Here is a 26,286-nt window from a genome sequence, read left to right on the forward strand (position 1 = left end):
AGATTAGGCAGCTAAATTATCATTTCTCTATCCATTAATTTCTTCTCCTTAATCTATAAATTTCAATTAAAAAAGCGACTGAACTTATATTTCAATCGCTAAATGTCTTATATATTAAATTGTTTTAAGTGTGGCTTCTTATCCTTACCATTTTTACCTCCTAATTTTGAGTATAAAAAAAGACGATAGAGTTTTAACTGTCTATCGTCTAATACCTTTAATATGATATTTTTAAATCTTTTTTGACCAATATACTTTTAATAATTTAGAAAATATTATTTGTACAAATGCAACTATTATTAACGCTAAAAAGGCTTCATAACTTACATATGCTACAGCTAAAGAAACTATTACAATAACCATTGAGAATATAGGTATTATATTTGATCCTGACTTCATCCTTATTAATATCATTCTCTCATCTGTTTCTTTAGTATACATCTTCTCCAATATATCTATATTTCTATATGCTCTACCAAGCATTGACATGTAGAATACAGATACAAGTTCAAGTCCAATAAAAAATACTACTACATAATCTGTCACATCTTCTTTTAATGGAAATTTATATTTTAAGTAAACATTTCCAATAATAACTGCGAGTAAGGCAACCATACATAATAAGACTAAAATAGTAATTCTAAATCCTATTTCTTTTTTATATTTTTCTAATTTGTTCATATTAATCGTCCTCCTCTATGCTAAATATTTCTTCAATACTTGTATCAAAAAACTTAGCAATTCTAAAAGCCAACGGCAGTGATGCTATATATTTTCCAGTTTCAATGGAAGTTATGGTCTGCCTTGTAACTCCAACTTCATTTGCTAATTCTTCTTGAGTTATTTTATGCTGTTTTCTTAATCGAAAAATTGTATTTTTCATTTTCCTCCTTCAACAGCAAGTTAACTTTACATATAATGTATAGCTCGCTTTGCTTTTTTTGTCAAGCGTACTTTGCTTTTTTATAATTTCTTAAACTAAAAAGACGACAGATTTTATCAACCATGTTCGTATAAAAAATGATGGAACAGAACCACAGTATTATGTAAAAGATAGCCACGCTTCGATTATTCCAAGAGATATTTTCTTTAAAGTTCAAGAAGAAATGGTAAGACGAGCTAACATGTTTAGTGGTGAGGAGAATAAAAAAAGTAGAGTTTATTCCAGTAAGTACGCTTTATCCAGTTTATGTGTTTGTTCTAAATGCGGGGATATTTACAGAAGAATTGCTTGGAACAATCGAGGAGTGCGTTCTGTTGTTTGGCGTTGTTGCACCAGAGTGGAAAATGGTCCTAGTGCTTGCGATGCTCCGACAGTACAAGAGAACGAACTGCAATCTGCCATAGTGAAAGCCATAAACAAGGTGTTTAGTATATCGGATGAAGTATTGGATACGTTGAAGAATAATATTAGAGAAATTATCGCGGGCAATAACTTAAACGAGATTGAAACGGTTGATAAAAGAATTGCAGATAAACAAGCGATACTACTAACCTTGCTTAAAGCTAAAAAAGACTACACGAAAACTGCTGATGAGATTGATGAGCTTAAAGGTAAGAAACAGCAGCTTCTTATAGAAAAAGCAGGTCAAGAAGATGCTAAAAGACGAACCAGAGAAATGGAAGATTTTCTGAAAAGTGAGCGTCACGATATTAGTGAGTATGACGAGAAGCTGGTAAGAAAGTACATCAAGAAAATAAAAGTTTACGAAGACAGGTTCAGTATAACTTTTAAATCAGAGATTAGTGTGGATATTGAAAGGGCATCGTAAAAGCCAAAAGAATGTGAGTGTTTGAAATGTTACAAAAGTCAGCCTAGGGGAATCATCTCTAGGCTGTTTTTTGTTTTTATGCTCAGAAATCAAGCTATTAAGCCAATCTTAAACCTTTTAACGATAGCTTTTCCTATCGTTAAAAAGTGCACACAATATCCATAGTGTGCACTCAAAAACGTGTAGTTATACTTGGAGTTCTCTCAATCCATAGTGGAATAGAGCATATAATTTCAGATGAAAGATATTAATGAATCCCGCTATTATGGCAAGAGATCGTTACATAAACATTATTTCTGTTTATGTTCGGACAGAACAATCAGCCGAAAACATTAGCCGGGATACCATTAGAGCAGTTCGAAGATGTACTCTCTTACATAAATTATGAAAACATAGATCATGATACAATTACGCTTATCTGAGTCTCGAAAGGCGCAGAATACGCGTTGATGCCGGAGCAATGATCATTGAATTCGGTGGAGAGGAAGAAGAAAATCAGAAGGCTAAAGCGGAGTCTCAAACCTTGATACTTGAAACACTTATGTTTTGGATTGATCACCGTAGTGCCTTTACACTGCCACGACGTTGAATATCAGATTGTATAAATTAGCATTTGAAGGAGAAATCAATGAGCTTAGATGAATTGAGGAATGATATCATCATAAAGCAGAAAAAAGGATTGCCATTTATCATGGCATCGGTGATTATATGGCTTCTGATAGTACTTGTGTCAATTTTAGATATCAATGTGGATATGAAAAATTTATTGGTATTTTGCTGTTCATGCCCATTATTACCGCTGGCTTGGCTCATTGGTAACCTTATAAAGGTGGATATCTTTTCAAAACAAAATCCACTTGGACAATTAGGCTTCATTTTCACCCTAAATCAAATGATTTATTTATTAATCGTTATGTGGGTGTTTAGTGCGGTTCCGGAAAAGATGATTATGGTGTATGCAATGGTCTTTGGCGCACATTTACTGCCGTATTCATGGCTGTACAAATCAAAGGGATATACAGTTGCTGCAATTTCCATTCCGATGATTTCCTTGATTTTAGGATGTGCATTAAACGGCACAACGGTTGCTGTTGCGGCATGTATTATTGAGATAGTATTTGCTTGTGTATTACATATGGAATTAAAGAAAATGGGAGATAACTACAACAAATCCCAGTTTGTAGAGCTTAGCAAGGATTAAGTTTCTATGAAATAGAAATCTAAATCTAAAAGCGTTATGTGTAAATGATTAAGGCGGTAGTAATACCGTCTTTTTTGATGCCCAAAAAGGTTTCAGAATTCAAGGTTAAATTTTCAGAGTTCAAAGAAATAGCTTCATAGTTTAAGGGTAAGTTTTCGTTGTATCCAACACGTGATGAAACTAGACCACTCAATTTCATGTGGAGATATTATAAAATCCAGACTATTGAATTTTCTTTAGTCTATTCTTATGTTCAAAAATCAACCTATAGAATAGATGGAGTTATCTCCGGCATCATGGTACTTGACCGTGCTATAAAAAGCGGTAATACAAAGGCAATGCGAAGGTAACACGAACACGAAAAACATGTATGGCAGCTGAGGGATCTTATTCATATAAATTGTGTTGCAATATGCGATACAGTATTTTATGATGTGTGTATGGAGGTTGATTGATATGGCAGTTACTAAGACAGCGAATGTGAATGTGAGAATACAAGAAAATATTAAGCAGCAGGCGGAGCAGATTCTGGAAACGATTGGAGTTCCTAGGGCTACGGCTATTGACATGTTTTATCGTCAAATCATTCTTAATAAGGGTATTCCGTTTTCGCTTACTATTCCAAAGTCTCTTCCAGCACAAGATGATATGGATGAGAAAACGTTTAACGCGTTGATGGCTAAAGGTTATGATCAGGCGGTTCGTGGTGATAGTTATCCGATAGATGATGTTTTTGAAGATCTTGAACGAGGTCTTTAATGGATGAGTATAAGGTAAAAGTCACTCGTCAGGCGAAAGAGCATCTTGCACTTATTCGAGAATATATCGCCACGGAGTTACAAGCACCGATAGTGGCTAAAAGAATGCTCGAGCTGTTGAAGTCGGAAATGATGTCTTTGCAGACGATGCCTTATCGTGTGAAGTTAATTAGTGAGCAGCCGTGGTGTGAACTTGGTTTTAGAAGAATACGCGTAAAAAATTATTACGTTTATTTTTGTGTTGATGATAGTAGAAAAGAAGTTCAAATACTCGCGGTTATCTACGTGAGAAGAGACCAGACTAAACAACTGGAAGAATTGTAATGTAACGCGCTATCAAGCCAATCTTAAACTTTTTAACGATAGCTTTTCCTATCGTTAAAAAGTGCACCCAATATCCATAGTGTGCACTCAAAAAAGTGTAGCTATACTCGGAGTTATCTCAATCTACGTTGAGAGTGTCGTATTGATGTCTAGGGCTAATTAGGTGGGTGCAAGTTTGCCCTTGTATAGCAGGTGTTTGCGAGGGCTATCGTTAAAAGGTTTAATGAGTGGCTGCTTTAGGCTGGCTTGGCGTGGTTTTTGAGCACAGTTTGGCTGTATGAGGGAAGATGTCTACGCTCTAGGGTCGAGTGCACAGGATGTTAACGTTAAAAAGTGCACCCACTTTGCACCCACCCTGTGAAGTGGGAAAATATAGCTCAAAAGGTAAAATGAAACCTGATTATTAGTATGTGCACGAGGAGGTGCTTAAGGAATGGATAATAAGAAGTTTATCGCAGAGACGAAAGATGTTCGTTTAACGGTGAAACGTGCTGATACCTTTGGTGTGAGCTTTGTTAACTGTGAACAAGATATATTGAGGGTTGAGGAAGCGCAAAATGTTATAAGGCTTATTCAAACTAAAAAAGTCTCAGCTTCGAATTGGGTGAGGTGGCTTACTCAGGGTATGCCTGAAATTGTTGTGAGTTTGCCACATGATGTGGAAGTTTGTGAGGTTGAATCTGATTCTAATCAAGTGCTCATCACGGATATTGAGATTGGTAAGCTTTATGTAGAAGTGAACAATGGCAAGGTAGAAGTTGTTAATTTGAAGGCGGATGATGTCTTTCTTAAATGTTATAATGGGTCGGCTTCAGCAACAAACGTAGAAGTAACTCATGTTTGTACGCTTGATACGTTAAATGGCATGAGTATTTTAGAAGGAACAATCACCAAGGATGCAAGCCTTGAAGTAGATTGTGAGAATGGTGTCACCGAGGTTTCAGATAAGAAGAAGGTAAATTGTAAAAACGATGGATTTGCGCATTACATGGTGCACTGTCTTAATGGGAAAGCTATTGCGAAGTAGCAGACATATAGATCAAAAAAGAAGCAATAAAACTTGATATAAGTTGGAATTAGAGCGTATATAGACATACCGATAAAGGAGGAAGCCGTATATGCTCTATGTAAAATTTGATGATTTCGAAGATGTTAGCGTCATGGGAAATGAGAAAGATCATGGAATGTTTATTCCGATTAAGGATGGGAATGTGTATGCTGAGTGCGAACGGTGCGGTGTAGTTGAAAGGATCACCTCACCATGCGAATTCATTGCTAGCACATTTAGGTCAAGAGTGAACTTCAATGAAGGTTATGAACTTTGCGAGAAGTGCTTGCAAGAGGTTGAGTTTGTTACTGTCGCTTTGAGAACTGGAAAATTACCTAATCGAGAATTGAAATGACTGAAAAGCAAAGCAGTGATAACCGTAGTAATACATGAAAAACTAAACGTTAAAAGGTGCACACACTTTGCACCCGGGCGGTAAATGATAATTTAGGGAGGCGTTTTATGTCAGTAATTAAAATTGAAAACCTCACTTTCTCATATTATGGATATGTAAAACCCATATTTAAAAATGTATCGTTTTCCTTTGATACAAACTGGAAAACGGGATTGATAGGAAGAAATGGAATCGGTAAATCAACTCTATTTAAGTTACTTTTAAATCAAGAAACTTATCAAGGTAAAATAAGCAAGGATGTTGAATTTATTAAATTTCCACCAAATATAAGCGATACTTCAAAATTAGGAATTGAGTTATATAAAGAACTAATATCAGATGATGAAGAATGGAAGTTATTTAGAGAACTCAGTTTGCTAAATGTAGATGAGAACCTTGTTTACAGAGAGTTTGAAACGCTTTCTAAAGGGGAACAAACAAAAATCCTTTTAGCTATTTTGTTTACAAGAGAAGATGGCTTTTTACTTATTGATGAACCAACAAACCATTTAGATATGGACGGAAGAAAAATTGTAAGTGAATATCTGAAAAGTAAAAAAGGATTTTTGCTTATATCTCATGATAGAGATTTTTTAGATGGTTGTATCAATCATGTTATTTCTATTAACAGGAATTCTATTGATGTCCAATCGGGAAATTTTACATCATGGTATGAAAACAAAGTGATGAAAGACCAATTTGAAATTAGTCAAAATGAGAGATTAAGAAAAGATATTAAACGATTAAAAGAGGCTGCAAGACAAAGTCAAATTTGGTCTGATAAAATTGAAAATACTAAAAATGGTGTGAAAGTATCAGGTGTAAAACCAGACAAAGGACATATAGGTCATCAATCAGCCAAGATGATGAAAAAATCTAAGAATTTGGAGAATAGACAAAACAAGGCAATAGAAGAAAAACAGAGTTTACTAAAAGATATCGAAATAAAGGAAAGCCTATTACTGCATCCGCTACATCATCACAAAAATCCCCTAATATCGGTTAGCAATTTATCAGCATACTATGGAGAAAGACAGATCCTAAGTAATGTAAGTTTTGAGATAAAGCAAGGCGACATAGTGGCTATATATGGGGGTAATGGTAGCGGAAAATCAACCTTGATTAAAATTTTATTAGGTATAAATCACGAGTATACAGGTGAGATAAAATTAGCAGGTAATTTAAAAATCTCGTATATTCCTCAAGACACATCTAATTTAGCAGGTAGCCTAAATGAATATATTCACAAGCAAGATGTTGATGAAACATTGTGTAAAACAATTCTAAGAAAATTAGATTTTTCAAGAGAATTATTTGAAATGGATATGAAGAATTATAGTGATGGACAAAAAAAGAAAGTTTTAATTGCTGTAAGTTTCTCAAAGCCAGCTCATATATTTGTTTGGGACGAACCACTGAATTATATAGATGTAATATCAAGAATACAGATTGAGGAAATTATAAAAGAAGCAAAGCCTACACTCATATTTGTGGAACACGATAAGCGATTTGTAGAAGATATAGCTAATAAAATCATACAATTTTAATTAAAATCCAAATCCCAGTTTGTAGTGCCTTAGACTTTTATCATCATACGACATTCCCCTTGTCAGCTTCTTTCCTGCAACGAACGTTAAGGCTCTTTTCTTGATGCATGGTTATCATCAGGGTAGTTTTGATACGTCTAGAGTGTCGTATTGATGTCAAAGGCTGATTAGGTGGGTGCATTTTAGTCCTTGTGTAGCAGGGGTTAGCGAGTGCTATCGTTAAAAGGTTTAATGCGAAGCGGCTTTAAGCTTACTTCTCGCGGTTTTTGAGTGCGATTTTGTTGTATGAGGGAAGATATCAACGCTCTGGGGTCGAGTGCACAGGATGTTAACGTACTTCGCTTGCGTTGAAAGCACACTGTGCTTTCAACTTTGAGCAAGCTCAGCGAATCGAAGTGCATTCGCGAATTATATTTAATCGCTCATGCAAGTCGATTCGCCACTTTGCACCCAGCTGGTGAAGTGGGAAATTGAAGTCATAAACAAAAATAAGGTAAGATTTCACATATAAGGTGTGGCGTACCTTATTTTTTGGCATATAACCCGATAATTGAGAAAAATGAGCAATCGTAATAGAGGATAGTCTGCATATTTTCATGTGAATTTTATCTTCAAAATCATACATAATTCGCGATAATTACATGAATTCCAGGATGAAAGTTGGTGGAAATATCTGGTATATATGTGTTATAACATTTTCGTTACAGTGTATTAACAAGACATCATAAATGCTTTACAATTATGGTGAGAGTTGAGAATGCAACATTCGTTTATGATGTTGCGGATTTAGCTCTATAAGAGGTTTTTTACCTGAAAGAGAAGAGATGATTATTATGAAGGAGCTAACGCTAGAAGAATCTCGTTCGATTAGAGCTGGATGGATGTGTGTTGTCTGGGGTTTCATCTGCTGGGGATGATTCTCTAGTTCTGCATGTGATTATATTACCAGATTTCATTACAACAGTATATTAGGTTAGTCTCATTATAGTGTTCTAATTGTAATCTATTTGCGTAATTTAGTATTTGAGAAAATTGATTTGATTGTATGATGCTTTTTAACATTTGTGATTAAATCTGTAGCGTGGAGGCTATGATAGCCTCCACGCCTTGAAACTTTGAGGAGCTCAATAGATGGTGGCTTATCCTTACAATATGCAAAATTTGACTTCAGATTGCGGTATTGCAGTTATCAAATCATTGCTAGAAAATTATCATAGATTTAATGAAAGAAGTTTTAAATCGGTTGTTTCTAGTTTAGATATTGAGCAAGGTTTATCTTTGTTTAATATTGAAGAGGTTTTGAAACAATGAAGATTTTTATAGACAAAGTCTTGGAGTTAAAAAAGACTGCGATGTTTTTTATTGTTACTCATGATGCAATGTTCGATAAAATTGCTGATGACATAATAGATTTGGATGTGATTAAGAAATGAAAAGCAAAAAATGGATATTTGCAGCTACCATAGTAATCCTAGGTCTTGTCAGTCTGCTGTATGTAGGGTATAAGACAAATAATGTTCGTTTTGGTATGGTTCGTGATGATTTGCCAACACTAGTTTCAGGAGATTATAAGAATAACGATAACTTATCGTTAAAGCCAGGAGTGTATGCTATTTATGCAAAGAGAGGCAAAGGAGAGATACGCTTTGCTGGAAAGCTGTACAAGCTTGATGATGCTCTTTTTGTGCGTGCTCAGAAACAGCCAGGAAATGTTAAAAATGCTGTTATCTACGAAGAGAGTCCTAAAATTTTTATTGGTGAAGATAGTAAGATTTCTGTAAAAGGAGATCGGAAATTTTTAGTTTCATTTGTTAAGAGGTAATCTTATGAAGATATCTCATTTGAAAAAATCATATGGGGGAAAAGTCGTTTTAGATGACATTTCTTTGGAAAGCAGTGCTGGGCAAATTATTGCGTTAGTAGGCAATAATGGTTCAGGAAAAACCACGTTAATGAAGTGCATTGCAAATTTGATAGTTGATTATCAAGGCAATATTGAATTGGACGGTTCACTTTCATTTGCTATTGAGAATCCATCTTTTTATGACGAATTTTCTGTACAGGATAATCTTAGAGTGTTTGCTGCTTTGATGGGGAGAAAAGACTTTAATTGTGATAAATTATTGCATCAGGTGAGTCTCGACGAAGCAAAAAATAAAAAGTTTAAACAATTGTCGCTAGGTATGAAGCAAAAATTAAATATTGCTAGAATATTGCTCTCAAATAGTGAAATTATTCTTCTTGATGAACCTTTCAATGGATTAGATGTTCTTACTATAAAGCAGTTAAAAGACACTATCTTGTCATTGCGCTCACAAGGTAAAAGCCTTGTAATTTCAAGTCATATATTAGATGAGTTAGGTGAAATTGCTGATATTGTATGGTATTTAAAAAAAGGGAAAATTCAAAAAATTGTTAATTTTAATGATAATCTAAGAATTTATAATGTGATTGTTGTAAATGGTGTGGATATTAGTGAATTGCTTTCTAACAGATATGAGGTTTTTTGTCGTAGCAAAGATAACAAAGAATCAACTTTTAGAATTAAATTGCCTAGAGAGGATATTGCCAAGGTTCTTAAATTGCTGATTGAGCATGGGGTACAAATCGTGGAATACAGTGATATTACGCATGATATTAAAGATTTTATGTTGGAGGAAGATGATGATGAAGTACTATATAAAATCAGAAATTATTAAGTTTAGTCATCAGAAGCTTTTCTTATTGTCTTTTGTTTTGTATTTGGCATGTTGCGTGTTTATAGTATTTCAAGCTAAAAGAGGTGCATTTTTATCACAATATAAGTTCTTTTCAACGATAACTATACTATTTTTAAGCCTATATCAGATATTATCAATTGGTGAATGGCAAGAGAAGAAAATTATTCATCATTACCTAGAGTATATTCCTAATAGGATTAAATTATTGTGTTTTATATATGGTGAATACGTAAGCATTTATCTAGTCGTAAATTTGGTATTTTTGTCACTAAATTACTCGTCTCTAGGGATAGTTATGCATCAACTGCTCGTATATCCGATAATTTTCCTTTTGTATATTGCTATAAATATGAATCTGTTGATATATTTTGAAAAAGTTGGTGTTACGATGATTCTTTCCTTTATATTATTATGGATATTGCCGAATTTGATAAACATAATATTGTCTCAAACATCCGTGTATTCTTTTCAGATATTTTATTATTTATCACCAGACTCGTTCACCGCTCTTACGTCTGCAACTTGTATTATTGCTCTAATGTATATTGTTATGTTTTTCCTATTGTCGTTATTACAATTTATGAAAAAGGAGTACTGAGTTATAAAAAGTGTAGTATCTCGTATACTTCCAGCTATTGTCATAATGTTATTCGTTGGTTTTATTGCATATATTCATTTGAGTGGCTTAAGACCCTCATTTTCAGTATTACAGGAGAATAATATCTCAAATCTTAAAACTGGAGAAGTGCTCTATTTTGGTAGTTCAGGCTGTGGAGCATGTCAGGAATTCAATAAAGTTCTAAAAGAATATCAAGATAAAACGCATGCTAAAATTTATTATTGAGATGCCGCAGACATGAAAATTGTGAGAAAGGCAGCTGAAATAAAGCTTTACAAAGCAAATTGGCACATTTGGTTTATTAATCATCTATCCCAGTCACATATAAAAGTAACTCTCATTTAAATCTCATCATATTTCTTTTTTAATTTATCCATATTATCAAGGTCAATCCACTCCTCGCTAAAACCACAGGCAGTGCAAATATACCTATCAACAGGTACTGCCGACATAATTGTATGGCCAGTCATAACATTATTTCCAGTCCCATAAGCCCCAGCAGATCCAGGCACAAATATAATTTCACTTCCCCCACACTTTGGGCATTTTTTCGTATTTTTCATAGATCCTCCTTATTAATCTAATAATGTTCTTTTTATTGTTTTGAAAAATTGCATAAAAATAGGCAGGAACACATACCTATCCATCATATATATTTCTGCCGATTAAAAAATTCTACGTGAAAAGAGACATAACTACACTGTCTGTCTTTCTCAATTACTTAGCTTAGAAAATAACACTGGGTAGCTTTTTATTGCGATTGATAAAACGCAAAACAACAAAAACCGCACATGTGCGGAAATTAATCCACGTTCATGTGCGGCTTAATGTTTATTTATTACTGATTAATCAAATCAGGCGTTTACGCGATCGATGCCAGACTGTACGTCTGCAATCACGGAATCCCAAGACTTGATGAAGGCGGCAACACCGTCGGCCTCAAGCTTGTCGGTAACGTCCTTAATGTTAATGCCAAGCTCAGCAAGCTTGTTCATAACAGCGTGGCTCTCTTCGTAAGTGCCCTTAATGGAAGCAGCACCGTTGCCGTGATCAGCAAGAGCGTTCAAAGTCTTCTCTGGCATGGTGTTAACAACATGCTCAGCAACCAACTCGTCAACGTACTTGCAATCGGAGTAAGCTGCGTTCTTGGTGCCAGTGGAAGCCCAAAGTGGACGCTGCTTCTTAGCGCCCTTGGCCTCAAGCTCAGCCCAACGTGGGTCGGCAGCGAACTTCTTCTCGAAGAGTTCGTAAGCCAAGCGAGCGTTAGCAACAGCAGCCTTGCCTTCAAGAGCCTTAGCTTCAGCAGAACCGTTAGCTTCGAGGAGCTTGTCAACAGCGCTATCAACGCGGGAGACGAAGAAGGAAGCTACGGAACCAATGTGCTTCAAGTCGTGGCCGTTAGCAGCAGCTTGAGCAATACCTTCGATGAAGGCGTCGATAACCTGCTCGTAGCGCTCGAGGGAGAAGATCAAGGTTACGTTCACGGAGATACCCTTAGCGAGGGTAGCGGTGATAGCTGGAAGACCTTCCAAAGTTGCAGGAATCTTGATCATAACGTTTGGACGATCAACCTTTGCCCAAAGCTCTTCAGCCTGCTTTTCGGTGTTAGCAGTATCGTGAGCCAAGCGTGGGTCAACTTCGATGGAGACGCGGCCGTCAACAAAGTCGGTCTTTTCTGCAATCTCACGGAAGATATCAGTTGCGTTACGAACGTCGGTGGTTGTCAACTCGCGAATAGCGGTCTCAACGTCAACCTTGCCGAGTTCCTTAAGCTGTGCGTCGTATGGGCCAACCTGGCTCAAAGCCTTCTGGAAGATAGATGGGTTGGTAGTAACACCAACAACATTCTTGTTAGCAATCAAATCTTGCAAAGAGCCAGACTCAATGCGGGTACGGGACAAATCGTCCAACCAAATAGAAACGCCGGAATCGCTAGTGCGCTGCGTTGCTTCAGTCATGTTATCTCCTTAACACTGTGCTCCACCAATTGGAACACGTTGGTAGTGTTGGCGTTTTACAGGAAACAGCGGTTGATGTTAAACAATTTGTAGCTTAACATCAACACGCCTTTGCTGTTTCCAGTGAAGTTGCTAAATTAGCACTTCGAGTTTTTGTGATGAATCAATTTTATTTTGACACATCAAGTTTTATTTTGATTACTTGCTATCTTAAGCGCGTGCTTCTTCGATAGAAGCCTTAGCAGCTTCTACTACGTGCTCAGCAGTAATGCCCAAGTCGATCATGTTCTGACCGCCGTCACCCTGCAAGCCGTACTGTTCGATAGAAACAGCCTTGCCGCAATCGCCAAGATACTTGTACCAAGGCAATGCCAAGCCAGCTTCGATGGAAACGCGAGCCTTAACAGACTTTGGAAGGATTGCTTCCTTGTACTCTTCGTCTTGCTCTTCGAACCATTCTAGAGATGGCATGGAAAGAACGCGAGCCTTAATGCCTTCAGCTGCCAAAGTCTTGGCACCAGCAACAGCCCACTGAACTTCGGAGCCAGTAGCCATGATGATTACGTCTGGAGTGCCTTCGCAATCAACCAAAACGTAAGCGCCGTGCTTTACGCCTTCGCGAGCCTTCTGAGCAGTTTCTGCGAGAGTTGGAACGCCTTGGCGAGTCAAAATCATAGCGGTTGGGTAGTTGTTCTTCTTCTCGAAGAAGTAGCGGTAAGCTTCAGCAGTCTCGTACTCATCTGCAGGGCGCACAACCTCAAGCTGAGGAATAGCGCGGAAAGCAGCCAAGTGTTCGATTGGCTGGTGAGTTGGACCATCTTCGCCCAAAGCTACGGAATCGTGAGTCCAAACGTAGAGGTTTGGAATCTCCATCAAAGCAGCCAAGCGAACTGCTGGGCGCTCGTAGTCAGAGAACTGGAAGAATGTGCCGTTGAATGGGCGAGTGTTAGAACCAAGCAAAATACCGTTGGTAATAGCACCCATTGCAAACTCACGCACACCAAAGTGAAGCTGACGGCCATACTCGGAAACGTTTGGCCAAGTGCGAGTTGCGTCCTCGGATGGGCCGAAGGAGTCAGCACCCTTAATGTTGGTGTTGTTGGAGCCGCCCAAATCAGCAGAACCGCCCCAAAGTTCTGGCATAACAGCAGCAATTGCGTTAAGAACTGCGCCAGAAGCCTTACGTGTAGCAACCTTAGAACCGACTTCGAAGCCAGCAACCAAGTCGTCAATAGCCTTGTCGAAGCCTTCTGGAAGCTTGCCAGCCTTAAGACGATCGTAAAGAGCAGCCTTATCTGGGTTGGCAGAAGCCCACTTTGCAAGAGCTTCATCCCAAGCCTTGTGAGCAGCCAAACCGCGCTCAGCAACCTTACGGGCATGAGCCAAAGCTTCTTCGTCGATTGGGAACGAAACTTCTGGATCGAAACCGCAAAGTTCCTTCAAGCCCTTAACGGCTTCTTCACCAAGCTTAGAACCGTGAGAAGCTTCGTTGTCGGTCTTACCTGGGGTTGGCCAAGCAATCAAAGTATTAACCTTAATGAAGTGAGGCTTATCGGTAACTTCCTGAGCCTTTTCGATAGCTGCAGCCAAAGCCTGAACGTCTTCCTTGTAGGAACCGTCTGGCTGAATGAAGCTAACTTCGTCGGTGTACCAACCGTATGCACGGTAACGAGCAAGAATATCTTCAGAGAAGGTGAGCTTAGTATCGCCTTCAATCTGAATGTGGTTTGCATCGAAGATTACAGTCAAATTGCCAAGCTTTTGGTTTCCAGCCAAGGAAGCAGCTTCAGAAGAAACGCCTTCCTCAACGTCGCCTTCACCGCAAATAACCCACACTTTGTGATCGAATGGTGAAGTTCCAGCTGGAGCTTCTGGGTCAAGAAGACCGCGCTCAAAGCGCTGGCCATAAGCGAAACCAACAGCAGAAGCAAGACCCTGACCGAGTGGGCCAGTAGTCATTTCGATGCCTGGAGTTAAGCCATATTCTGGATGACCAGGAGTACGCGTGTCTGCACCGCCACGGAAATACTTAAGATCGTCAAGAGTTAAGCCGTAACCAGAGAAGAACAATTGCACGTATTGCGTAAGCGAAGCGTGACCGCCAGAAAGAATAAAACGATCGCGGCCAGCCCACTTTGGGTCAGCAGGATCGTGCTTAATGAAGTGCTGGTACAAGGTGTACGCAATTGGTGCCAATGAAACAGGGGAGCCAGGATGTCCGTGTCCTGCTCGCTCAACAGCATCAGCCGAGAGAACCTTCGCCATCTTTACGGCGCGCTCGTCTAATGCAGACCAGTTGAAATCGGTCATGTGATCTACTTTCCTTCCAATAATTCGGGTTTTTGCGCACAGCTTACGCTGGCCATTACCCTCACATTGCCCTTTAATCCTATCTTTTATATCAGACGAATTTTTAACAAAGTGTGTCAAAAGTTAACAAAAGTTTATATTTATAGTTAGTTGTTATTCTGTAAAAGTGATTTATTAAAAATACTTAATAATACTTAATCACATATTGTTATCACATATTATTTTGGCATATATAATAGTTAGCAGTGAATTAATAAACGATTAGTGCTATTTATAAAAATTATTAGCGCTATTTAATCGAGTTTGACGTTTTAATAAAGGAGAATCAATGCAATCACGACGCATGATGATATTGCGTGCGGTTGTTGAAGATTATATTCGTTCGCATGAGCCTGTTGGGTCTGCATCTTTAGCTAAAAATCACAAATTAGGCGTTAGTTCTGCAACGATTCGCAACGATATGTCTCTTCTAGAAGAAGAAGGCTACTTGATTCAGCCACATACTTCTGCTGGAAGAATTCCTACAGAAAAAGGCTACAGGTATTTTGTTGATGGCTTAGCTGCGTTAATCCCGCTTTCTAATGCGCAAAGACGAGGGATTCGCACGTTTTTAAGTGGATCTGTTAGTTTACAAGACACTCTACAACGCTCAGCGCGACTTCTTGCAAGCATAACTGGTCAAGTCGCACTCGTTGCGTCTCCTGCATTGTCGAAGTCAAAAGTAAAAAGAATTGAGATTGTTCAAGTATCGTCTTCAACTCTTCTAGTTGTTGTTATTACAGACGCTGGAGGAGTTGCGCAACACATTATTCAAGCCTCTAACATAAATCCAGACGACTTATTGCATTTAGTTAATATGGTTAATGAGAGCTGCGTTGGAGCCTCTCTTTTAGATGCTTCTAAGCGCGTTTATTTGCTTGCAAATCGCAAGGATTTAGCGTCTGCTTTGCAAGTTATTAGTCAACTTGCTAACGCGTTAGAAGATATGCATAATGGCGAGCATTCTCACGATTTGTACATGGCTGGAGCTTCTCAACTTGCGCATAGGCAAAATATTGGCGATTTTGCGTCTCTTTTTGATGCTCTAGAAGAGCAAGCTGTTATTATGCGACTTATGACTTCGCTAAGTGAGGAAGCAAACGATTGCGCAAGTGGCGTTAGCGTTGCAATAGGCTCGGAAACTCACACGCCTGGTCTTTTAAATGCTTCTGTTGTAACAAGCGCTTACGGATACAATTCAGATTCCGATTCGGCGTTTATTGGCTCAATCGGCCCTACGCACATGGATTATGCTGCAACAATGACGGCTGTTAAAGCTGTAGCAAAATATCTTAATACGTTTATATCTGAAAATTCATAAAAGCAAATTCATAAAAACTAGCTGGCTGTGCCTTATGCAAAAATAATTTTAGAACATAAAAGGGGAGTTAAGTGACTGACTATTACAAGATTTTAGGTGTTGATTCTAACGCTAGCGACGATGAGATTCGCAAAGCTTATAGAAAGTTAAGTCGAAAGTATCATCCAGATATTGCAGGTCCTGAGTTTGAAGACAAGTTCAAGGAAGTTAACGCTGCATACGACGTTTTGTCTAATCCAGAAAAACGCAAAATGGTAGATATGGGCGTAGATCCAAATAATCTATCGGCGTCGGGTGCTGGTGCTGGCGCTGGCGCGTACGCCAATATGAATATGGACATGGGAGATATTCTAAACCAGTTCTTCTCTGGGTCTTTTGGTGCTAATGCTGGATCTCCTATTCCGCGCGTTAATCGCGGTGAAGATTCGCTAACAGAAGTTAAGGTTGACCTTAAAACTGTTGTTTTTGGCGGAAACGCTAAGGTTCATGTTGTTACTTTCGGTCTTTGCCAAGATTGCGCTGGAAAAGGTTCGGCAGATAAAACAGATCCTGTAACTTGCTCAGAGTGCAATGGTGCTGGTTTTGTGCAACGAGTTACTCGCACAATGTTTGGTCAAATGATGTCTTCGGAGCCGTGCCGTGCATGTGAAGGCCACGGAACGATTATTAAAAATGTTTGCCCAAATTGCCACGGCCATGGTCGCGTTCGTACTTCTCGAGAAGTTGGAATCACGATTCCTGCTGGAATTAAAGACAACTCTCGCTTGCGACTTGCGTCTCAAGGAGCAATAGGCGAATGTGGCGGTCCAGCTGGCGATTTGTATGTTGACGTTCGCATTCGCAAAGACGAGCAATTTACTAGAGACTTAAACGATTTACATTGCTGGATTGACGTTCCAATGAGCTGGGCTGTGCTTGGTCACAAAGTAGATATTGATACTTTTGATGGCAAAAAGAGTGTTGAAATTCCTGCTGGAACGCAAAACGAAGACACGATTCCTCTTTACGATTTGGGCGTTACTGTTTTTGGAAGTAAAGATAGAGGAAATATTATTGTTCACATTCTTGTTAATATTCCAACAAAGCTTAGCGAAGAAGAGCGTAGTTTGATTGAAAAGTTTGCAAACTTGCACGATGAAAAAGTTAGCGAAGTAAAGCAACATGCTATTGCGGAGCCAGTGGGCAATAAAAAGGGATTCTTTAGCAAGCTAAAAGATGCATTTTGCTAGGATTTAGGATTTTAATGATTCTTAGTATTTTAAGGAGTTGACTTATGGTATTGCCTATTTTATTTGCTGGAACTCCAGATGTTGCTGTTGCTCCTTTGCGCGCGCTCGCTCAAGACAAAGAGCATTTTGATGTTCGAGCTGTTCTTACTCGTCCAGACGCTCCGACTGGCAGAGGTAGAAAGCTTGTTCCTAGTGCTGTTAAAAAAGCTGCGATTGAGCTTGGGATTCCTGTTCTAGAGGTTAATCCTAGCAATGAGCAAGAGTGCGTGAGTGCTCTAAAAGCTACTGGCGCAAGGCTTGCAGCTGTAGTTGCGTACGGAAAGATTCTTCGCCAATCGGTTTTAGATGCTCTTCCTTTAGGATGGTACAACTTGCATTTTTCGCTTCTTCCGCAGTGGCGAGGTGCTGCTCCTGTTCAGCGCGCAATATGGGCTGGGGACGATATTACAGGTGCAACAGTTTTTAAGATTACGCGCGGAATGGATGAAGGTCCGATTCTTGCACAAATGACTACCGAGATTGGCGCTCATGAAACAGCTGGCGATTTGCTTACGCGATTAAGCAATGATGGCGCAAATCTTCTTTGCTCTGCTCTTGTTGGCTTGGAATCTGGTCAAATTGTTCCTGTTGAGCAAGACTCTACGCCTTGCCAAATCGCTCAAAAAATCACTGTTGAAGATGCTCATATTCGTTTTGATATTCCATCATTTGCAATCGATAGGCAGATTCGCGCTTGCACGCCAAATCCTGGAGCTTGGTGCAATCTTCATGTTGATTCTAGTGATTTGCAAACAATCACTTTGCACGTTCTTGCTTGTGCATTAGCAAAAGATGAAGATATTGAATTACATAGTCTAAACGAGCTTAAACCTGGGCAGATTCTTGCAAAAAAGCACAATGTTTGGGTTGGATGTGCAAGTGGAGCTATTGAGCTTTTAGAAGTTAAATCGCAAGGTAAAAAAGCTATGAATGCTGCAGATTGGGCAAGAGGAGCGCACTTAAGTAGTGAATCCTACTTGGATTAAAAGTTAGTGAGTAAACGTTAATTTAGTAAATCTAAAACTAGGCTTAGGTCTCGTGTATCTATGCTTGCTTTAGCTTGACTTTTTAATAACTGTTTTGCGCAAAATGCTACGCCTAATCCTGCTGTTTTAATCATATCTATATCGTTAGCGCCGTCTCCTATTGCAACGCTTTGAGCAATATCAATATTGTTCTTGCTTGCCCAATTAGTCAATGCTTTTGCTTTATATTGACGATTTACTATTGGATCAATAACCTTTCCAATTAGTTTAGAATCTACGACTTCTAGATTGTTTGCAACCCAAAAGTCTATGTTTAGTTTTGGTAAAAAATCGTCTAAAACTTGCTTGAATCCGCCGCTAACAGCTCCAACTTTCCATCCAAAAGAGTGCAATGTGCTAATAAGCTTTTTAGCTCCATTTGTTACATGAATATTTTGAGCAACTTGTTTAACGCAAGAATAGTCAAGTCCCTTAAGCATAGAAACTCTTAGCTTTAGCGATGTGTTAAAGTCCATCTTTCCTTGCATTGCTCTAGATGTTATGTATGCTAAATCGCAGCCAACTCCAGCAATGTCTCCTAATAAATCTATAACTTCTTCTTCAATAAGAGTGGCGTCTACATCTAAAACAAGAAGTCCTGGTTTTTTTAGTGAAGGAGTGTTTGAAGGAGTATGTGAAGGAGTGTTAATTAAGTTTTGTGTTTTTAAGTCTGGTACTTTAGTCATGTTATAATCTTTTAAGAGAGATGTTAGGTTTATTAATTAATTCTAAGGCTGGTTTAAGAAATTTAGGATTTTGTTTTGCTATGCGTTTTGCATTGTAAGACTTCTTATAAAACTTATATTAAATATTAAATGTGAAAGTTTATTGATTTTATTTGAATATTGCGTGTGGAAGTTTGGTTTAATTTGATTAGTTGAGTAAAATAGTTGCAGATTTATGGATAGTTGCAGATTTTTGGAATAGATAAATAATCAAAATGTGGGGAATTAAAGAGGTGAGTAGAGTATGGCAAGTATGAATTTACGCGATGTTGCTCTTGAAGTTGCTAGAATATTGGAAGATGTTGGCAAGCACGCGTATCAAGACCAATTAAATCCTCGAGATATGGCAAGCATGATGGTTTTGGGGGATCCGAATCAAGCAGATTCTGGTTTTGGAGATAAGCTCGTACGCTTTATTGAAAATCGTCTTACGTACATAAACACATTCCAGGGATTTTGGCGTAATCGTCCAGAAAATTGCAATATTGGTGATCGTTTTTGGTGCGTTGGTAATATTGACGGTGCTATTAACTTTAATCGAGATATGGCAGAGTGGACTCTAACTGTTTCGCTTTTTGAGTTCAATGATCAAGGCTCCGCAAGGCCTGTTCTTGGAGTTGTTCATGCTCCAGCTCTTGGTCTTACTTATTTAGCAGCTAAAGGCCAGGGTGCTATTCGTATTCGTAAAACTCCTAATGGAGAAAAGCGAGAGAAAATCACTCCTTCTACAACATCAACATTGCACGGTTCTGTTGTTTGCTACGGAATGTCTTATATTCCAGGCGAATCTAAAAGAGCATTGGATGTTGTTTCTTCGCTTGAGGAAGAATGTCCAGCAGATATTAAGCGCATTGGCCCTGCTTCTCTTGACTTATGCAAGGTTGCTGATGGCACTTACGACGCTTATTTTGAGCCGCATCTTCACGAGTGGGATATTCCAGGCGTTTCCGCTGGTGCTGTTGTTGTTAAAGAGGCTCAAGGCCATGTTCGACAATGGAATGGTGACTCGATCCATTGGAGGCGCGAAAACGACGTTATTGCTTCAAATGGTTTAATAAACAAGGAGCTTCAAAACTATTTGCGATAAATTAGAGTTAAAATCTTAGCAATTGTTTGCATGATTTTTAATATTAAAGCTTTAATTTTGAGAAAAACATTTATGCAATCGTTATCATTAAATAGACAATATATAAGCGTGTCGCTTTAGCAATATTGTAGAATGAACATGATATCCCATTGTCCGACATTCAGAGGGGAGTGTTAACGATGATTGACACTGCACAAGCATTTGGCGTAGATATTGGTGGCTCTGGTATTAAAGCTGCACCAGTTAATTTGGAAAAAGGCGAGTTTGCAGAACCGCGATATAAGATTCTCACTCCAGCGGTTTCCACACCTCAAGCTGTTGCAGATATTGTTCGTCAGCAGCTCGAGCATTTTGATGTGCCTGAAGATGTTCCTGTTGGTATTGCTTTCCCAGCGCCTATTAAGCCAGGCAAGAAACTTGAGTTTATGGCGAATCTCGATCAATCTTGGATTGGTGTGGATGTTACAGAAGTGTTTAGCGAAGCTTGCGGTCGTCCTGTTACGGTTGTTAACGATGCCGATGCTGCTGGTCTTGCTGAGCAACACTTTGGTGCTGCAAAAGATAAAGATGGCTTAGTTATTGCAACAACATTAGGCACTGGAATTGGAACCGCTTTGATTTACAATGGCGTTCTTATTCCAAACACAGAGCTTGGTCATATTCAGCTAGAAAAAGGAAAGGGAGATGCAGAAAAGTATGCTGCTTCTTCTGTTCGCGAAAAGTTGGATATGGGTTATAAAAAGTGGGCTAAGCGCTTAACTAAGTATTACGGATTAATGGAAAAGTACTTTAATCCAGACTTGTTTGTTGTTGGCGGTGGCGTTAGCCGTGTGAGCGAGAAGTTCTTGCCTCATATCGATATTAAGACTCCTATTGTTGTTGCGTCTTTGCATAACGAAGCTGGCATTATTGGTGCAGCTTATTATGCAATGCAACAAAGAAACAAGTAAGATTTTCTTCTGATTTGCGCTGGATGCTTTTGCGTTCAGCGCATTTTTTTATATTTGGTTATGCAATGCGCTAGTGTAGTCGAGTGCGATTTTCTTCTAGAGTTGATGTAAGTGAGCCAAATCCAATTATTCTGGCTCAACGCGTTGCTATGTCTAAAGGTATTAAACTCACAAAACTTAATGATTCAAACCCAACAGTGCATGGTCTTGCTCCAAAATGTTTAAGCGCAAAATATACAGCAGATCCTAGAGGACCAATAGAAGTTAGGCGCATTCTTGCTGATTTTATAAATGCTAGAGATAATCGCGTAGATCAAAATATTGCAAGTCAAAATATCGTAGATCAAAAAAGTAATTCACCAAAAGCTCTTAATCCAAATAATCTATACGTATTATCGTCTACTTCTCAAGCATACGCATGGCTTATGATGCTTCTGTGCGATTGCGGCGACTCTGTTTTAGCTCCAACTCCTGGGTATCCTCTTATTGAATCTATTGCAAGACTGCAAGGCGTAAAATCTATACCATATCCGCTTGTTTACGATGGTTCTTGGACTATTGATATTCCAAGAGTTAAAGAACTTTTGCAAAACGCAAATAATCGCATTCGTGCTCTTGTTTTAATAAACCCAAATAATCCAACAGGCTCTTATGTTAAGCCAGAAGAAAGAGCGCAATTGTTGAGTTTGTGCAATAAAAATAATGTTGCGATTATTGCAGATGAAGTTTTCTACGATTACTCTTTAGAACCATTTGCCGAAAATTCAAGACTTGCAGGAGAACAATCAACACTTGTTTTTGCTTTAGATGGATTTTCAAAAATGCTTGCAGCTCCGCACGCAAAAGTTGGGTGGATTGAAGTTTCTGGGCCAAGTCAAGACGTGCAAGAAGCAATGAAACGACTTGACGTTATTGCGGATGATTTTCTTCCGATTGGCGCAACTGTATCGGAGAGAATTCCAGAATTATTGCAATGTGCTAAAGAGCAAACTGCGATTGTTCAAAGTCGAGTACGCTCTAATCTTAAAACGCTTAGAAAAATGCTTGCAAACTACCCAAATTGTTGCGTTAGTGCATTGCGCGCAGAAGGCGGATGGAATATTTTGTTGCGAGTTCCTTCTTGTATAGATGATGATTTATTAGCTTTACGCTTGATTAAAGACTACAAGCTGGTTTCTCAACCTGGATATTATTTTGACATGCCAACTAATGGCTACTTAGCGCTATCTTTACTTCCTAAAGAAGATCAATTTGAAAATGGCGTTACTTTATTGCTGAATACTGTTCATAAAATACTAGAAGAGATGTAGAAAAATCTAGTAAGAACTTTAAGAAGTAATCTAGAAAGAAATCTAAAAGACTCGTGTTCTTAAGCTTTAGACTAGATTAGCGTAAACCAACATCTAACGTAGTGCCAAAGTCCTGGATTGAATCGCAAAACTGAATCTTCTCTTCCTGGAACAAACCAACCTAAGAAAGCGATTGCAATAGAGAAAAATAGCATTGCTAAAATTACAATGCGTATTGTGTAACACATAACTTTCGAGCGCAAAGTTGTGCAATCTTCTACGTTTGCGTATTTTTCTAGAAAAACAGTAATTCCGATTATTGCGCTTAGTGAGAACGCCCATCCAAAGTCAGCAATATAACGCCATCCAATTCCTGCTTTTAAGCTGTTGAAAACAACAACAATCATTGCAAGAATCAAAGCACATATAGTAAGTCTTGACGCAAATTTGCTCATTTTTTTAGTCATTAACAAAGAACAAATAACGCCAATAAATGCCAATGGAGCAAGGGTAAACATTCCGCCAATCATTGGCTCTGCGTATTGCCATCTATTGAAAGCAATAGGATTAATCGAAATCCAAGGGAAAGCTGGTGTAAAGCGCAATGGCAAAGCTAAATAACTTAAAATTGAAGGAATAATGTTTTGCGCGGGAAGGCGCATTGTAGTCATGTCTGTAATAGTAATTTGATATTCGTTACCAAAGTTAAATGGCGACCCAAATCTTAAGTCGTTATACAATCCTATTGGTATTGCAACTATTACAAACGGCACAATCACGCTTAAAACTAGCTTTATTATTTGATTTAAGTCTTCTTTTATAATTTTCTTGCTAGAAATTAAATGCTTAAAATAGAAGTAAATATTGTTGCAAAAAAGCGGTATTGCAAGCAAAAACGCGATTATAAATGTTGGTCTGCATCCTAGATTTAGAGATATAAACAAAGATCCTAATGCAATGTGCTTAGCAGATATTTGATAAATAGACTTGTTTGATTCTTGGCTTTGTTTGCAATCTTTTGCAATATTTTTATTAGCGCCAAGATAAAACCATAATCCTAAAGATGTAAAGAATAGCGAAGCTGCCATTGGAACACTATAGAATGATGTTCTAAACCATAAGTAAACGGTGTTAGATGTAATAAAGAACAATGCTAAGCAAATAGACACGCAAGCAAGAGACGCTCGTTTATTTATTCGCTCAATAAGTCTAATCACTAGAAGAGAGCCAGAAATTAAGAACCCCACTAGGCATATAAGAGTTGCGATTGTTGTTGGAAGCATACTTCCGCCATTAATCCACAAACTCGATATAAGTCTATAAGGCATAAAGAATAAAACAGCTGGAATTACGCCAAAATACGAGTACCAATGGCCGTTGTAATATGCGTGATCCCAATAAATATTGTGCACTAAATTAGAAAGAAGCTTGTTTCTTGCAATTGGATCGTACGGATTAGTAAGATTTTGCATTTGCTTAGGAACAGGCAAGTCAAGATATGTTTTTCCTTTAATAAGAGCGTCTGCTGTGTGTGCATATTGATCAAAATCGTACGTGTAGTTTCCAGCAACGTCAAAATGCATTGGAATAGCGTTAAAAACATTCCAAACAATTGCAACAACAGCTATAGCAATAAATGGAGTCCAAGATAAAACTAGTAAAAGTCTTTGATTAAAACTTTTTGTATTAAGTTTTATTTTCCACAATTTAGACCAAGGATTCCACAATGCAATCAAAATTGAAACGGCTATAAGAAAAAGAACGCGACCCCAATTCCAACTAAAAGGTGCTCTAACATTTGCTTTTGCGTCCTCAACGTCTACAACGTCTCCTTTAGGGTGCTGTATCCATAATCGAAGCGTGTTTTTAACTCCAACGGCTTGATCTGGAACAGGAAGCATAGCAAAACTAATAGCTCTAGGGTTTGTGCTTAAAGGCTTTCCAGCGATTTTATTAACATCAATGCGTACATGCACGTCTGTTTTAATGGGACTTTTGCCAATTTTTTTAGGCGTAATTAGTGAAGGCTTAAGCTGAATGTACGGCGAAGATCCGTCGGAATTAACTTCTAAATAAGATTCCGAAGAGTCTGTAATTAAAAGTCCTCCAGAAGAAAGTCTTTTAATTCCAGGGCCAGTAATATTGTGAGCAAACATGCTATCCGTGCTGCCAGTAGCACTATTCCAAAATGGAATATTCCCAACAGTGCATTCAAACAATGCTATTAACAGCAAGATTGCTAAAGGCGCGCGAAGAACGCGAAAAATGTTGTGTAGCGCGCAATTTGCAAAATTAGCTGTTTTTTTCATAGCAATCTAAAATCCTATTCTTCCGCAACCAAATCAAGATAGTCGTCGCTCCACAAGTCTTCGTCACCGTCTGGCATAAGAAGAACTCTTTCTGGGTTTAGCGCAAGAACCGCTCCTTCGTCGTGAGTAACCAACACAATTGCGCCTTCGTATTTAGAAATTGCTTTAAGAATTTCTTCGCGAGAAGCTGGGTCTAAGTTATTAGTAGGCTCATCAAGCAAAAGAACGTTTGCTTTAGAAGTTACAAGAGTTGCCAATGCTAGGCGAGTTTTTTCGCCGCCAGAAAGCACTTTAGCGGGTTTCATGGCGTCGTCTCCCGAAAACAGGAAGCTTCCAAGCATTGATCTTGCTTGAGTGTCGTTTAATTCTGGCGCAACGTGTTGAAGATTTTCTAACACCGTTGCATCTAAGTCTAAAGTATCGTGCTCTTGCGCAAAATAGCCTATTTTGCATCCGTGTCCATATTCAACAACGCCAGTATCTGCGCTTTCTTCGCCAGCAAGAATGCGCAAAGTGGTAGTTTTTCCAGCGCCATTGTATCCCAAAATAACAACTCTCGAGCCTTTATCTATAGCCAAATTTATGCCAGCAAATACAATGTTCGATCCGTAAGCTTTTGAAATATCTTTAGCCATAATAGGAGTGCGTCCGCAAGGAGCAGGCTCTGGGAATCGAATGTCTGCAACTTTTTCGCGGCTTTGAGCTTCGCTTGTTTCATTCAATAAGCGTTCAGCTCTGCGCATCATATTTTGAGCTGCTACCGCTTTAGTTGCTTTTGCGTGAAGTCGAATTCCTTGCTTCATAAGTCGCTCCGCCTTCTTTTCTGCAACTTCGCGTTCTCTTCTTCTTCGCTCTTCGTCTACAACGCGCTGATGCAAGTATGCTTTCCAACCCATTGAATACATGTCTATTTGCGCCAATTGTGCATCTAAATGCCAGACTTTATTAACAACTTCGTCTAGCAACTCTGTTGAGTGAGATATAACAAGGAATCCACCTTCAAAGCGTTTTAAGTAATTGCGCAACCATACTATGGAATCTGCGTCTAAGTGGTTTGTAGGTTCGTCTAAAATCAGCGTATCGGCATTGGAAAAAAGTATTCGCGCGAGTTCGATTCGTCTGCGTTGTCCACCAGAAAGTGTTCCAAGAGCTTGTTTCATAACTTCTTGGGGGAGTCCAAGGCTATTTGCCATTGATATTGCTTCCGATTGAACAGCGTATCCACCAGCTTTTTCAAAATCATTAATCGCTTTATCGTAGCGATTCATGGCTTTTGTCATAATATCTGGATCTGGATTCGTCATGTCTTTTTCTGCTTTTCGTATACGAGATACGATTGACGAAATATCGCGAGCGCTCATAATTCTATCTAACGCGCTTTGCTCTGGATCTGCTGCATGCGTGTCTTGTGGAAGATATCCTAACGAGCCGCTTACTTTTACGCTTCCGCCAGCTGGAAGTGTTTCTGCAGTAATTACGCGCGTAAGTGTTGTTTTTCCAGCGCCATTCCTTCCAACTAAGCCTATTTTGTCGCCTTTTGTAACATGAAAATCTGTTGGGTTTAATAGCGTGCGCGCACCAATTTGTATAGTAAGTCCTTGTGCGTCAATGGCCATTTTTTA

General features: G+C 38.6%; 25 protein-coding genes. 17 read left to right on the forward strand and 8 right to left on the reverse strand.

Annotation, left to right across the window (positions count from 1 at the left end; all coding sequences use genetic code 11):
• Positions 1 to 231: 231 nt before the first annotated feature.
• Both HXT30_RS02485 and HXT30_RS02490 read right to left on the reverse strand, forming a co-directional pair.
• Positions 232 to 681 carry a hypothetical protein gene (locus HXT30_RS02485; RefSeq protein WP_422111767.1) on the reverse strand — a complete coding sequence of 150 codons (450 nt, stop codon included), beginning with the start codon at positions 679 to 681 and terminating at the stop codon, positions 232 to 234.
• A 1-nt stretch (position 682) separates the two neighbouring features.
• Positions 683 to 883, reverse strand: coding sequence for a helix-turn-helix transcriptional regulator (locus tag HXT30_RS02490; RefSeq protein WP_018615718.1), 201 nt, complete (start codon positions 881 to 883; stop codon positions 683 to 685).
• 241 nt (positions 884 to 1,124) lie between these two features.
• Between HXT30_RS02490 and HXT30_RS02495 the strand changes: the two genes are divergently transcribed.
• The 11 genes from HXT30_RS02495 to HXT30_RS02545 all read left to right on the forward strand — a co-directional run bounded on the left by HXT30_RS02495 (position 1,125) and on the right by HXT30_RS02545 (position 10,362).
• Positions 1,125 to 1,772 (forward strand): zinc ribbon domain-containing protein, encoded by a 648-nt coding sequence (locus tag HXT30_RS02495; RefSeq protein ID WP_422111768.1) that lies wholly within the window; start codon positions 1,125 to 1,127, stop codon positions 1,770 to 1,772.
• 628 nt (positions 1,773 to 2,400) lie between these two features.
• Positions 2,401 to 2,973, forward strand: coding sequence for a DUF7010 family protein (locus tag HXT30_RS02500; RefSeq protein ID WP_422111769.1), 573 nt, complete (start codon positions 2,401 to 2,403; stop codon positions 2,971 to 2,973).
• 456 nt (positions 2,974 to 3,429) lie between these two features.
• A complete protein-coding gene (locus HXT30_RS02505) occupies positions 3,430 to 3,732 on the forward strand; it encodes a type II toxin-antitoxin system RelB/DinJ family antitoxin (protein ID WP_004133089.1) in 303 nt (100 codons plus the stop codon).
• On the forward strand, positions 3,732 to 4,055 hold the full coding sequence (locus tag HXT30_RS02510) for a type II toxin-antitoxin system RelE/ParE family toxin (protein WP_422111770.1): 324 nt from the start codon (positions 3,732 to 3,734) through the stop codon (positions 4,053 to 4,055). The genes HXT30_RS02505 and HXT30_RS02510 overlap by 1 nt, the downstream gene beginning before the upstream one ends.
• Before the next feature lie 433 nt (positions 4,056 to 4,488).
• Complete coding sequence (locus HXT30_RS02515) at positions 4,489 to 5,082, forward strand: DUF4097 family beta strand repeat-containing protein (protein WP_075038783.1); 594 nt, start codon at positions 4,489 to 4,491, stop codon at positions 5,080 to 5,082.
• 91 nt (positions 5,083 to 5,173) lie between these two features.
• Positions 5,174 to 5,458 (forward strand): hypothetical protein, encoded by a 285-nt coding sequence (locus tag HXT30_RS02520; RefSeq protein WP_004114737.1) that lies wholly within the window; start codon positions 5,174 to 5,176, stop codon positions 5,456 to 5,458.
• Positions 5,459 to 5,565: 107 nt separating this feature from the next.
• Entirely contained in the window at positions 5,566 to 7,044 is a 1,479-nt protein-coding gene (locus HXT30_RS02525; RefSeq protein ID WP_422111771.1) for an Lsa family ABC-F type ribosomal protection protein, read from the forward strand.
• A gap of 1,131 nt (positions 7,045 to 8,175) precedes the next feature.
• Complete coding sequence (locus tag HXT30_RS02530) at positions 8,176 to 8,355, forward strand: hypothetical protein (RefSeq protein WP_004123693.1); 180 nt, start codon at positions 8,176 to 8,178, stop codon at positions 8,353 to 8,355.
• Positions 8,356 to 8,473: 118 nt separating this feature from the next.
• Positions 8,474 to 8,866, forward strand: a complete 393-nt coding sequence (locus tag HXT30_RS02535; protein ID WP_016828761.1) for a hypothetical protein — start codon at positions 8,474 to 8,476, stop codon at positions 8,864 to 8,866.
• A 4-nt stretch (positions 8,867 to 8,870) separates the two neighbouring features.
• Complete coding sequence (locus HXT30_RS02540; RefSeq protein ID WP_016828760.1) at positions 8,871 to 9,743, forward strand: ABC transporter ATP-binding protein; 873 nt, start codon at positions 8,871 to 8,873, stop codon at positions 9,741 to 9,743.
• A complete protein-coding gene (locus HXT30_RS02545) occupies positions 9,712 to 10,362 on the forward strand; it encodes a hypothetical protein (protein ID WP_004125684.1) in 651 nt (216 codons plus the stop codon). Before HXT30_RS02540 ends, HXT30_RS02545 begins: the two co-directional genes overlap by 32 nt.
• 362 nt (positions 10,363 to 10,724) lie before the next feature.
• On the opposite strand, the gene HXT30_RS02550 is transcribed toward HXT30_RS02545, so the two are convergent.
• From HXT30_RS02550 to tkt, 3 genes are all read right to left on the reverse strand, one after another.
• Positions 10,725 to 10,946, reverse strand: a complete 222-nt coding sequence (locus tag HXT30_RS02550) for a hypothetical protein (RefSeq protein WP_004111696.1) — start codon at positions 10,944 to 10,946, stop codon at positions 10,725 to 10,727.
• Between the two features lie 291 nt (positions 10,947 to 11,237).
• Positions 11,238 to 12,341 carry a transaldolase gene (gene tal, locus HXT30_RS02555; RefSeq protein ID WP_016798447.1) on the reverse strand — a complete coding sequence of 368 codons (1,104 nt, stop codon included), beginning with the start codon at positions 12,339 to 12,341 and terminating at the stop codon, positions 11,238 to 11,240.
• 210 nt (positions 12,342 to 12,551) lie between these two features.
• On the reverse strand, positions 12,552 to 14,651 hold the full coding sequence (tkt, locus tag HXT30_RS02560) for a transketolase (RefSeq protein WP_060785962.1): 2,100 nt from the start codon (positions 14,649 to 14,651) through the stop codon (positions 12,552 to 12,554).
• A 343-nt stretch (positions 14,652 to 14,994) separates the two neighbouring features.
• On the opposite strand from tkt, the gene hrcA reads away from it, so the two are divergent.
• The 3 genes from hrcA to fmt all read left to right on the forward strand — a co-directional run bounded on the left by hrcA (position 14,995) and on the right by fmt (position 18,265).
• Positions 14,995 to 16,011, forward strand: coding sequence for a heat-inducible transcriptional repressor HrcA (gene hrcA, locus HXT30_RS02565; RefSeq protein WP_016635343.1), 1,017 nt, complete (start codon positions 14,995 to 14,997; stop codon positions 16,009 to 16,011).
• A 71-nt stretch (positions 16,012 to 16,082) separates the two neighbouring features.
• The gene (locus HXT30_RS02570) at positions 16,083 to 17,240 is read left to right on the forward strand and encodes a DnaJ C-terminal domain-containing protein (protein WP_422111772.1); all 1,158 of its coding nucleotides are present in this window, start codon (positions 16,083 to 16,085) and stop codon (positions 17,238 to 17,240) included.
• A 44-nt stretch (positions 17,241 to 17,284) separates the two neighbouring features.
• Positions 17,285 to 18,265: a methionyl-tRNA formyltransferase gene (gene fmt / locus HXT30_RS02575; protein WP_422111773.1), complete on the forward strand. Its 981-nt coding sequence runs from the start codon at positions 17,285 to 17,287 to the stop codon at positions 18,263 to 18,265.
• Positions 18,266 to 18,282: 17 nt separating this feature from the next.
• Here fmt and serB read toward each other — a convergent pair whose 3' ends face one another.
• A complete protein-coding gene (serB, locus tag HXT30_RS02580; protein WP_422111774.1) occupies positions 18,283 to 18,990 on the reverse strand; it encodes a phosphoserine phosphatase SerB in 708 nt (235 codons plus the stop codon).
• A gap of 283 nt (positions 18,991 to 19,273) precedes the next feature.
• On the opposite strand from serB, the gene HXT30_RS02585 reads away from it, so the two are divergent.
• The 3 genes from HXT30_RS02585 (at position 19,274) to HXT30_RS02595 (ending at position 22,376) form a co-directional block, all read left to right on the forward strand.
• Positions 19,274 to 20,116 (forward strand): inositol monophosphatase family protein, encoded by an 843-nt coding sequence (locus HXT30_RS02585; RefSeq protein ID WP_016635339.1) that lies wholly within the window; start codon positions 19,274 to 19,276, stop codon positions 20,114 to 20,116.
• A gap of 179 nt (positions 20,117 to 20,295) precedes the next feature.
• On the forward strand, positions 20,296 to 21,066 hold the full coding sequence (gene ppgK / locus HXT30_RS02590; RefSeq protein WP_004130916.1) for a polyphosphate--glucose phosphotransferase: 771 nt from the start codon (positions 20,296 to 20,298) through the stop codon (positions 21,064 to 21,066).
• Between the two features lie 83 nt (positions 21,067 to 21,149).
• Positions 21,150 to 22,376 (forward strand): pyridoxal phosphate-dependent aminotransferase, encoded by a 1,227-nt coding sequence (locus tag HXT30_RS02595; RefSeq protein WP_422111775.1) that lies wholly within the window; start codon positions 21,150 to 21,152, stop codon positions 22,374 to 22,376.
• 71 nt (positions 22,377 to 22,447) lie between these two features.
• Here the strand turns inward: HXT30_RS02595 and HXT30_RS02600 are convergent, their stop codons facing one another.
• Positions 22,448 to 24,664, reverse strand: a complete 2,217-nt coding sequence (locus tag HXT30_RS02600; RefSeq protein ID WP_422111776.1) for a beta-carotene 15,15'-monooxygenase — start codon at positions 24,662 to 24,664, stop codon at positions 22,448 to 22,450.
• Between the two features lie 14 nt (positions 24,665 to 24,678).
• A complete protein-coding gene (locus tag HXT30_RS02605) occupies positions 24,679 to 26,280 on the reverse strand; it encodes an ABC-F family ATP-binding cassette domain-containing protein (RefSeq protein ID WP_016840128.1) in 1,602 nt (533 codons plus the stop codon).
• Positions 26,281 to 26,286: the final 6 nt, after the last annotated feature.

The sequence above is a fragment of the Gardnerella sp. DNF00571G genome (assembly GCF_049262695.1).
Lineage (GTDB): Bacteria > Actinomycetota > Actinomycetes > Actinomycetales > Bifidobacteriaceae > Bifidobacterium > Bifidobacterium piotii.

Bases quoted from the DNA above. Each gene is read 5' to 3' on its own strand.
- HXT30_RS02535 (WP_016828761.1), top strand. From the start codon at position 8,474: ATGAAAAGCAAAAAATGGATATTTGCAGCTACCATAGTAATCCTAGGT.
- hrcA (WP_016635343.1), top strand. From the start codon at position 14,995: ATGATGATATTGCGTGCGGTTGTTGAAGATTATATTCGTTCGCATGAG.
- serB (WP_422111774.1), bottom strand. From the start codon at position 18,990: ATGACTAAAGTACCAGACTTAAAAACACAAAACTTAATTAACACTCCT.
- ppgK (WP_004130916.1), top strand. From the start codon at position 20,296: ATGATTGACACTGCACAAGCATTTGGCGTAGATATTGGTGGCTCTGGT.
- HXT30_RS02545 (WP_004125684.1), top strand. From the start codon at position 9,712: ATGAAGTACTATATAAAATCAGAAATTATTAAGTTTAGTCATCAGAAG.
- HXT30_RS02515 (WP_075038783.1), top strand. From the start codon at position 4,489: ATGGATAATAAGAAGTTTATCGCAGAGACGAAAGATGTTCGTTTAACG.
- HXT30_RS02520 (WP_004114737.1), top strand. From the start codon at position 5,174: ATGCTCTATGTAAAATTTGATGATTTCGAAGATGTTAGCGTCATGGGA.
- HXT30_RS02530 (WP_004123693.1), top strand. From the start codon at position 8,176: ATGGTGGCTTATCCTTACAATATGCAAAATTTGACTTCAGATTGCGGT.
- HXT30_RS02600 (WP_422111776.1), bottom strand. From the start codon at position 24,664: ATGAAAAAAACAGCTAATTTTGCAAATTGCGCGCTACACAACATTTTT.
- HXT30_RS02605 (WP_016840128.1), bottom strand. From the start codon at position 26,280: ATGGCCATTGACGCACAAGGACTTACTATACAAATTGGTGCGCGCACG.
- HXT30_RS02510 (WP_422111770.1), top strand. From the start codon at position 3,732: ATGGATGAGTATAAGGTAAAAGTCACTCGTCAGGCGAAAGAGCATCTT.
- tkt (WP_060785962.1), bottom strand. From the start codon at position 14,651: ATGACCGATTTCAACTGGTCTGCATTAGACGAGCGCGCCGTAAAGATG.
- HXT30_RS02585 (WP_016635339.1), top strand. From the start codon at position 19,274: ATGGCAAGTATGAATTTACGCGATGTTGCTCTTGAAGTTGCTAGAATA.
- HXT30_RS02490 (WP_018615718.1), bottom strand. From the start codon at position 883: ATGAAAAATACAATTTTTCGATTAAGAAAACAGCATAAAATAACTCAA.
- HXT30_RS02485 (WP_422111767.1), bottom strand. From the start codon at position 681: ATGAACAAATTAGAAAAATATAAAAAAGAAATAGGATTTAGAATTACT.
- HXT30_RS02525 (WP_422111771.1), top strand. From the start codon at position 5,566: ATGTCAGTAATTAAAATTGAAAACCTCACTTTCTCATATTATGGATAT.
- HXT30_RS02505 (WP_004133089.1), top strand. From the start codon at position 3,430: ATGGCAGTTACTAAGACAGCGAATGTGAATGTGAGAATACAAGAAAAT.
- HXT30_RS02540 (WP_016828760.1), top strand. From the start codon at position 8,871: ATGAAGATATCTCATTTGAAAAAATCATATGGGGGAAAAGTCGTTTTA.
- fmt (WP_422111773.1), top strand. From the start codon at position 17,285: ATGGTATTGCCTATTTTATTTGCTGGAACTCCAGATGTTGCTGTTGCT.
- HXT30_RS02500 (WP_422111769.1), top strand. From the start codon at position 2,401: ATGAGCTTAGATGAATTGAGGAATGATATCATCATAAAGCAGAAAAAA.
- HXT30_RS02550 (WP_004111696.1), bottom strand. From the start codon at position 10,946: ATGAAAAATACGAAAAAATGCCCAAAGTGTGGGGGAAGTGAAATTATA.
- HXT30_RS02495 (WP_422111768.1), top strand. From the start codon at position 1,125: ATGTTTAGTGGTGAGGAGAATAAAAAAAGTAGAGTTTATTCCAGTAAG.
- tal (WP_016798447.1), bottom strand. From the start codon at position 12,341: ATGACTGAAGCAACGCAGCGCACTAGCGATTCCGGCGTTTCTATTTGG.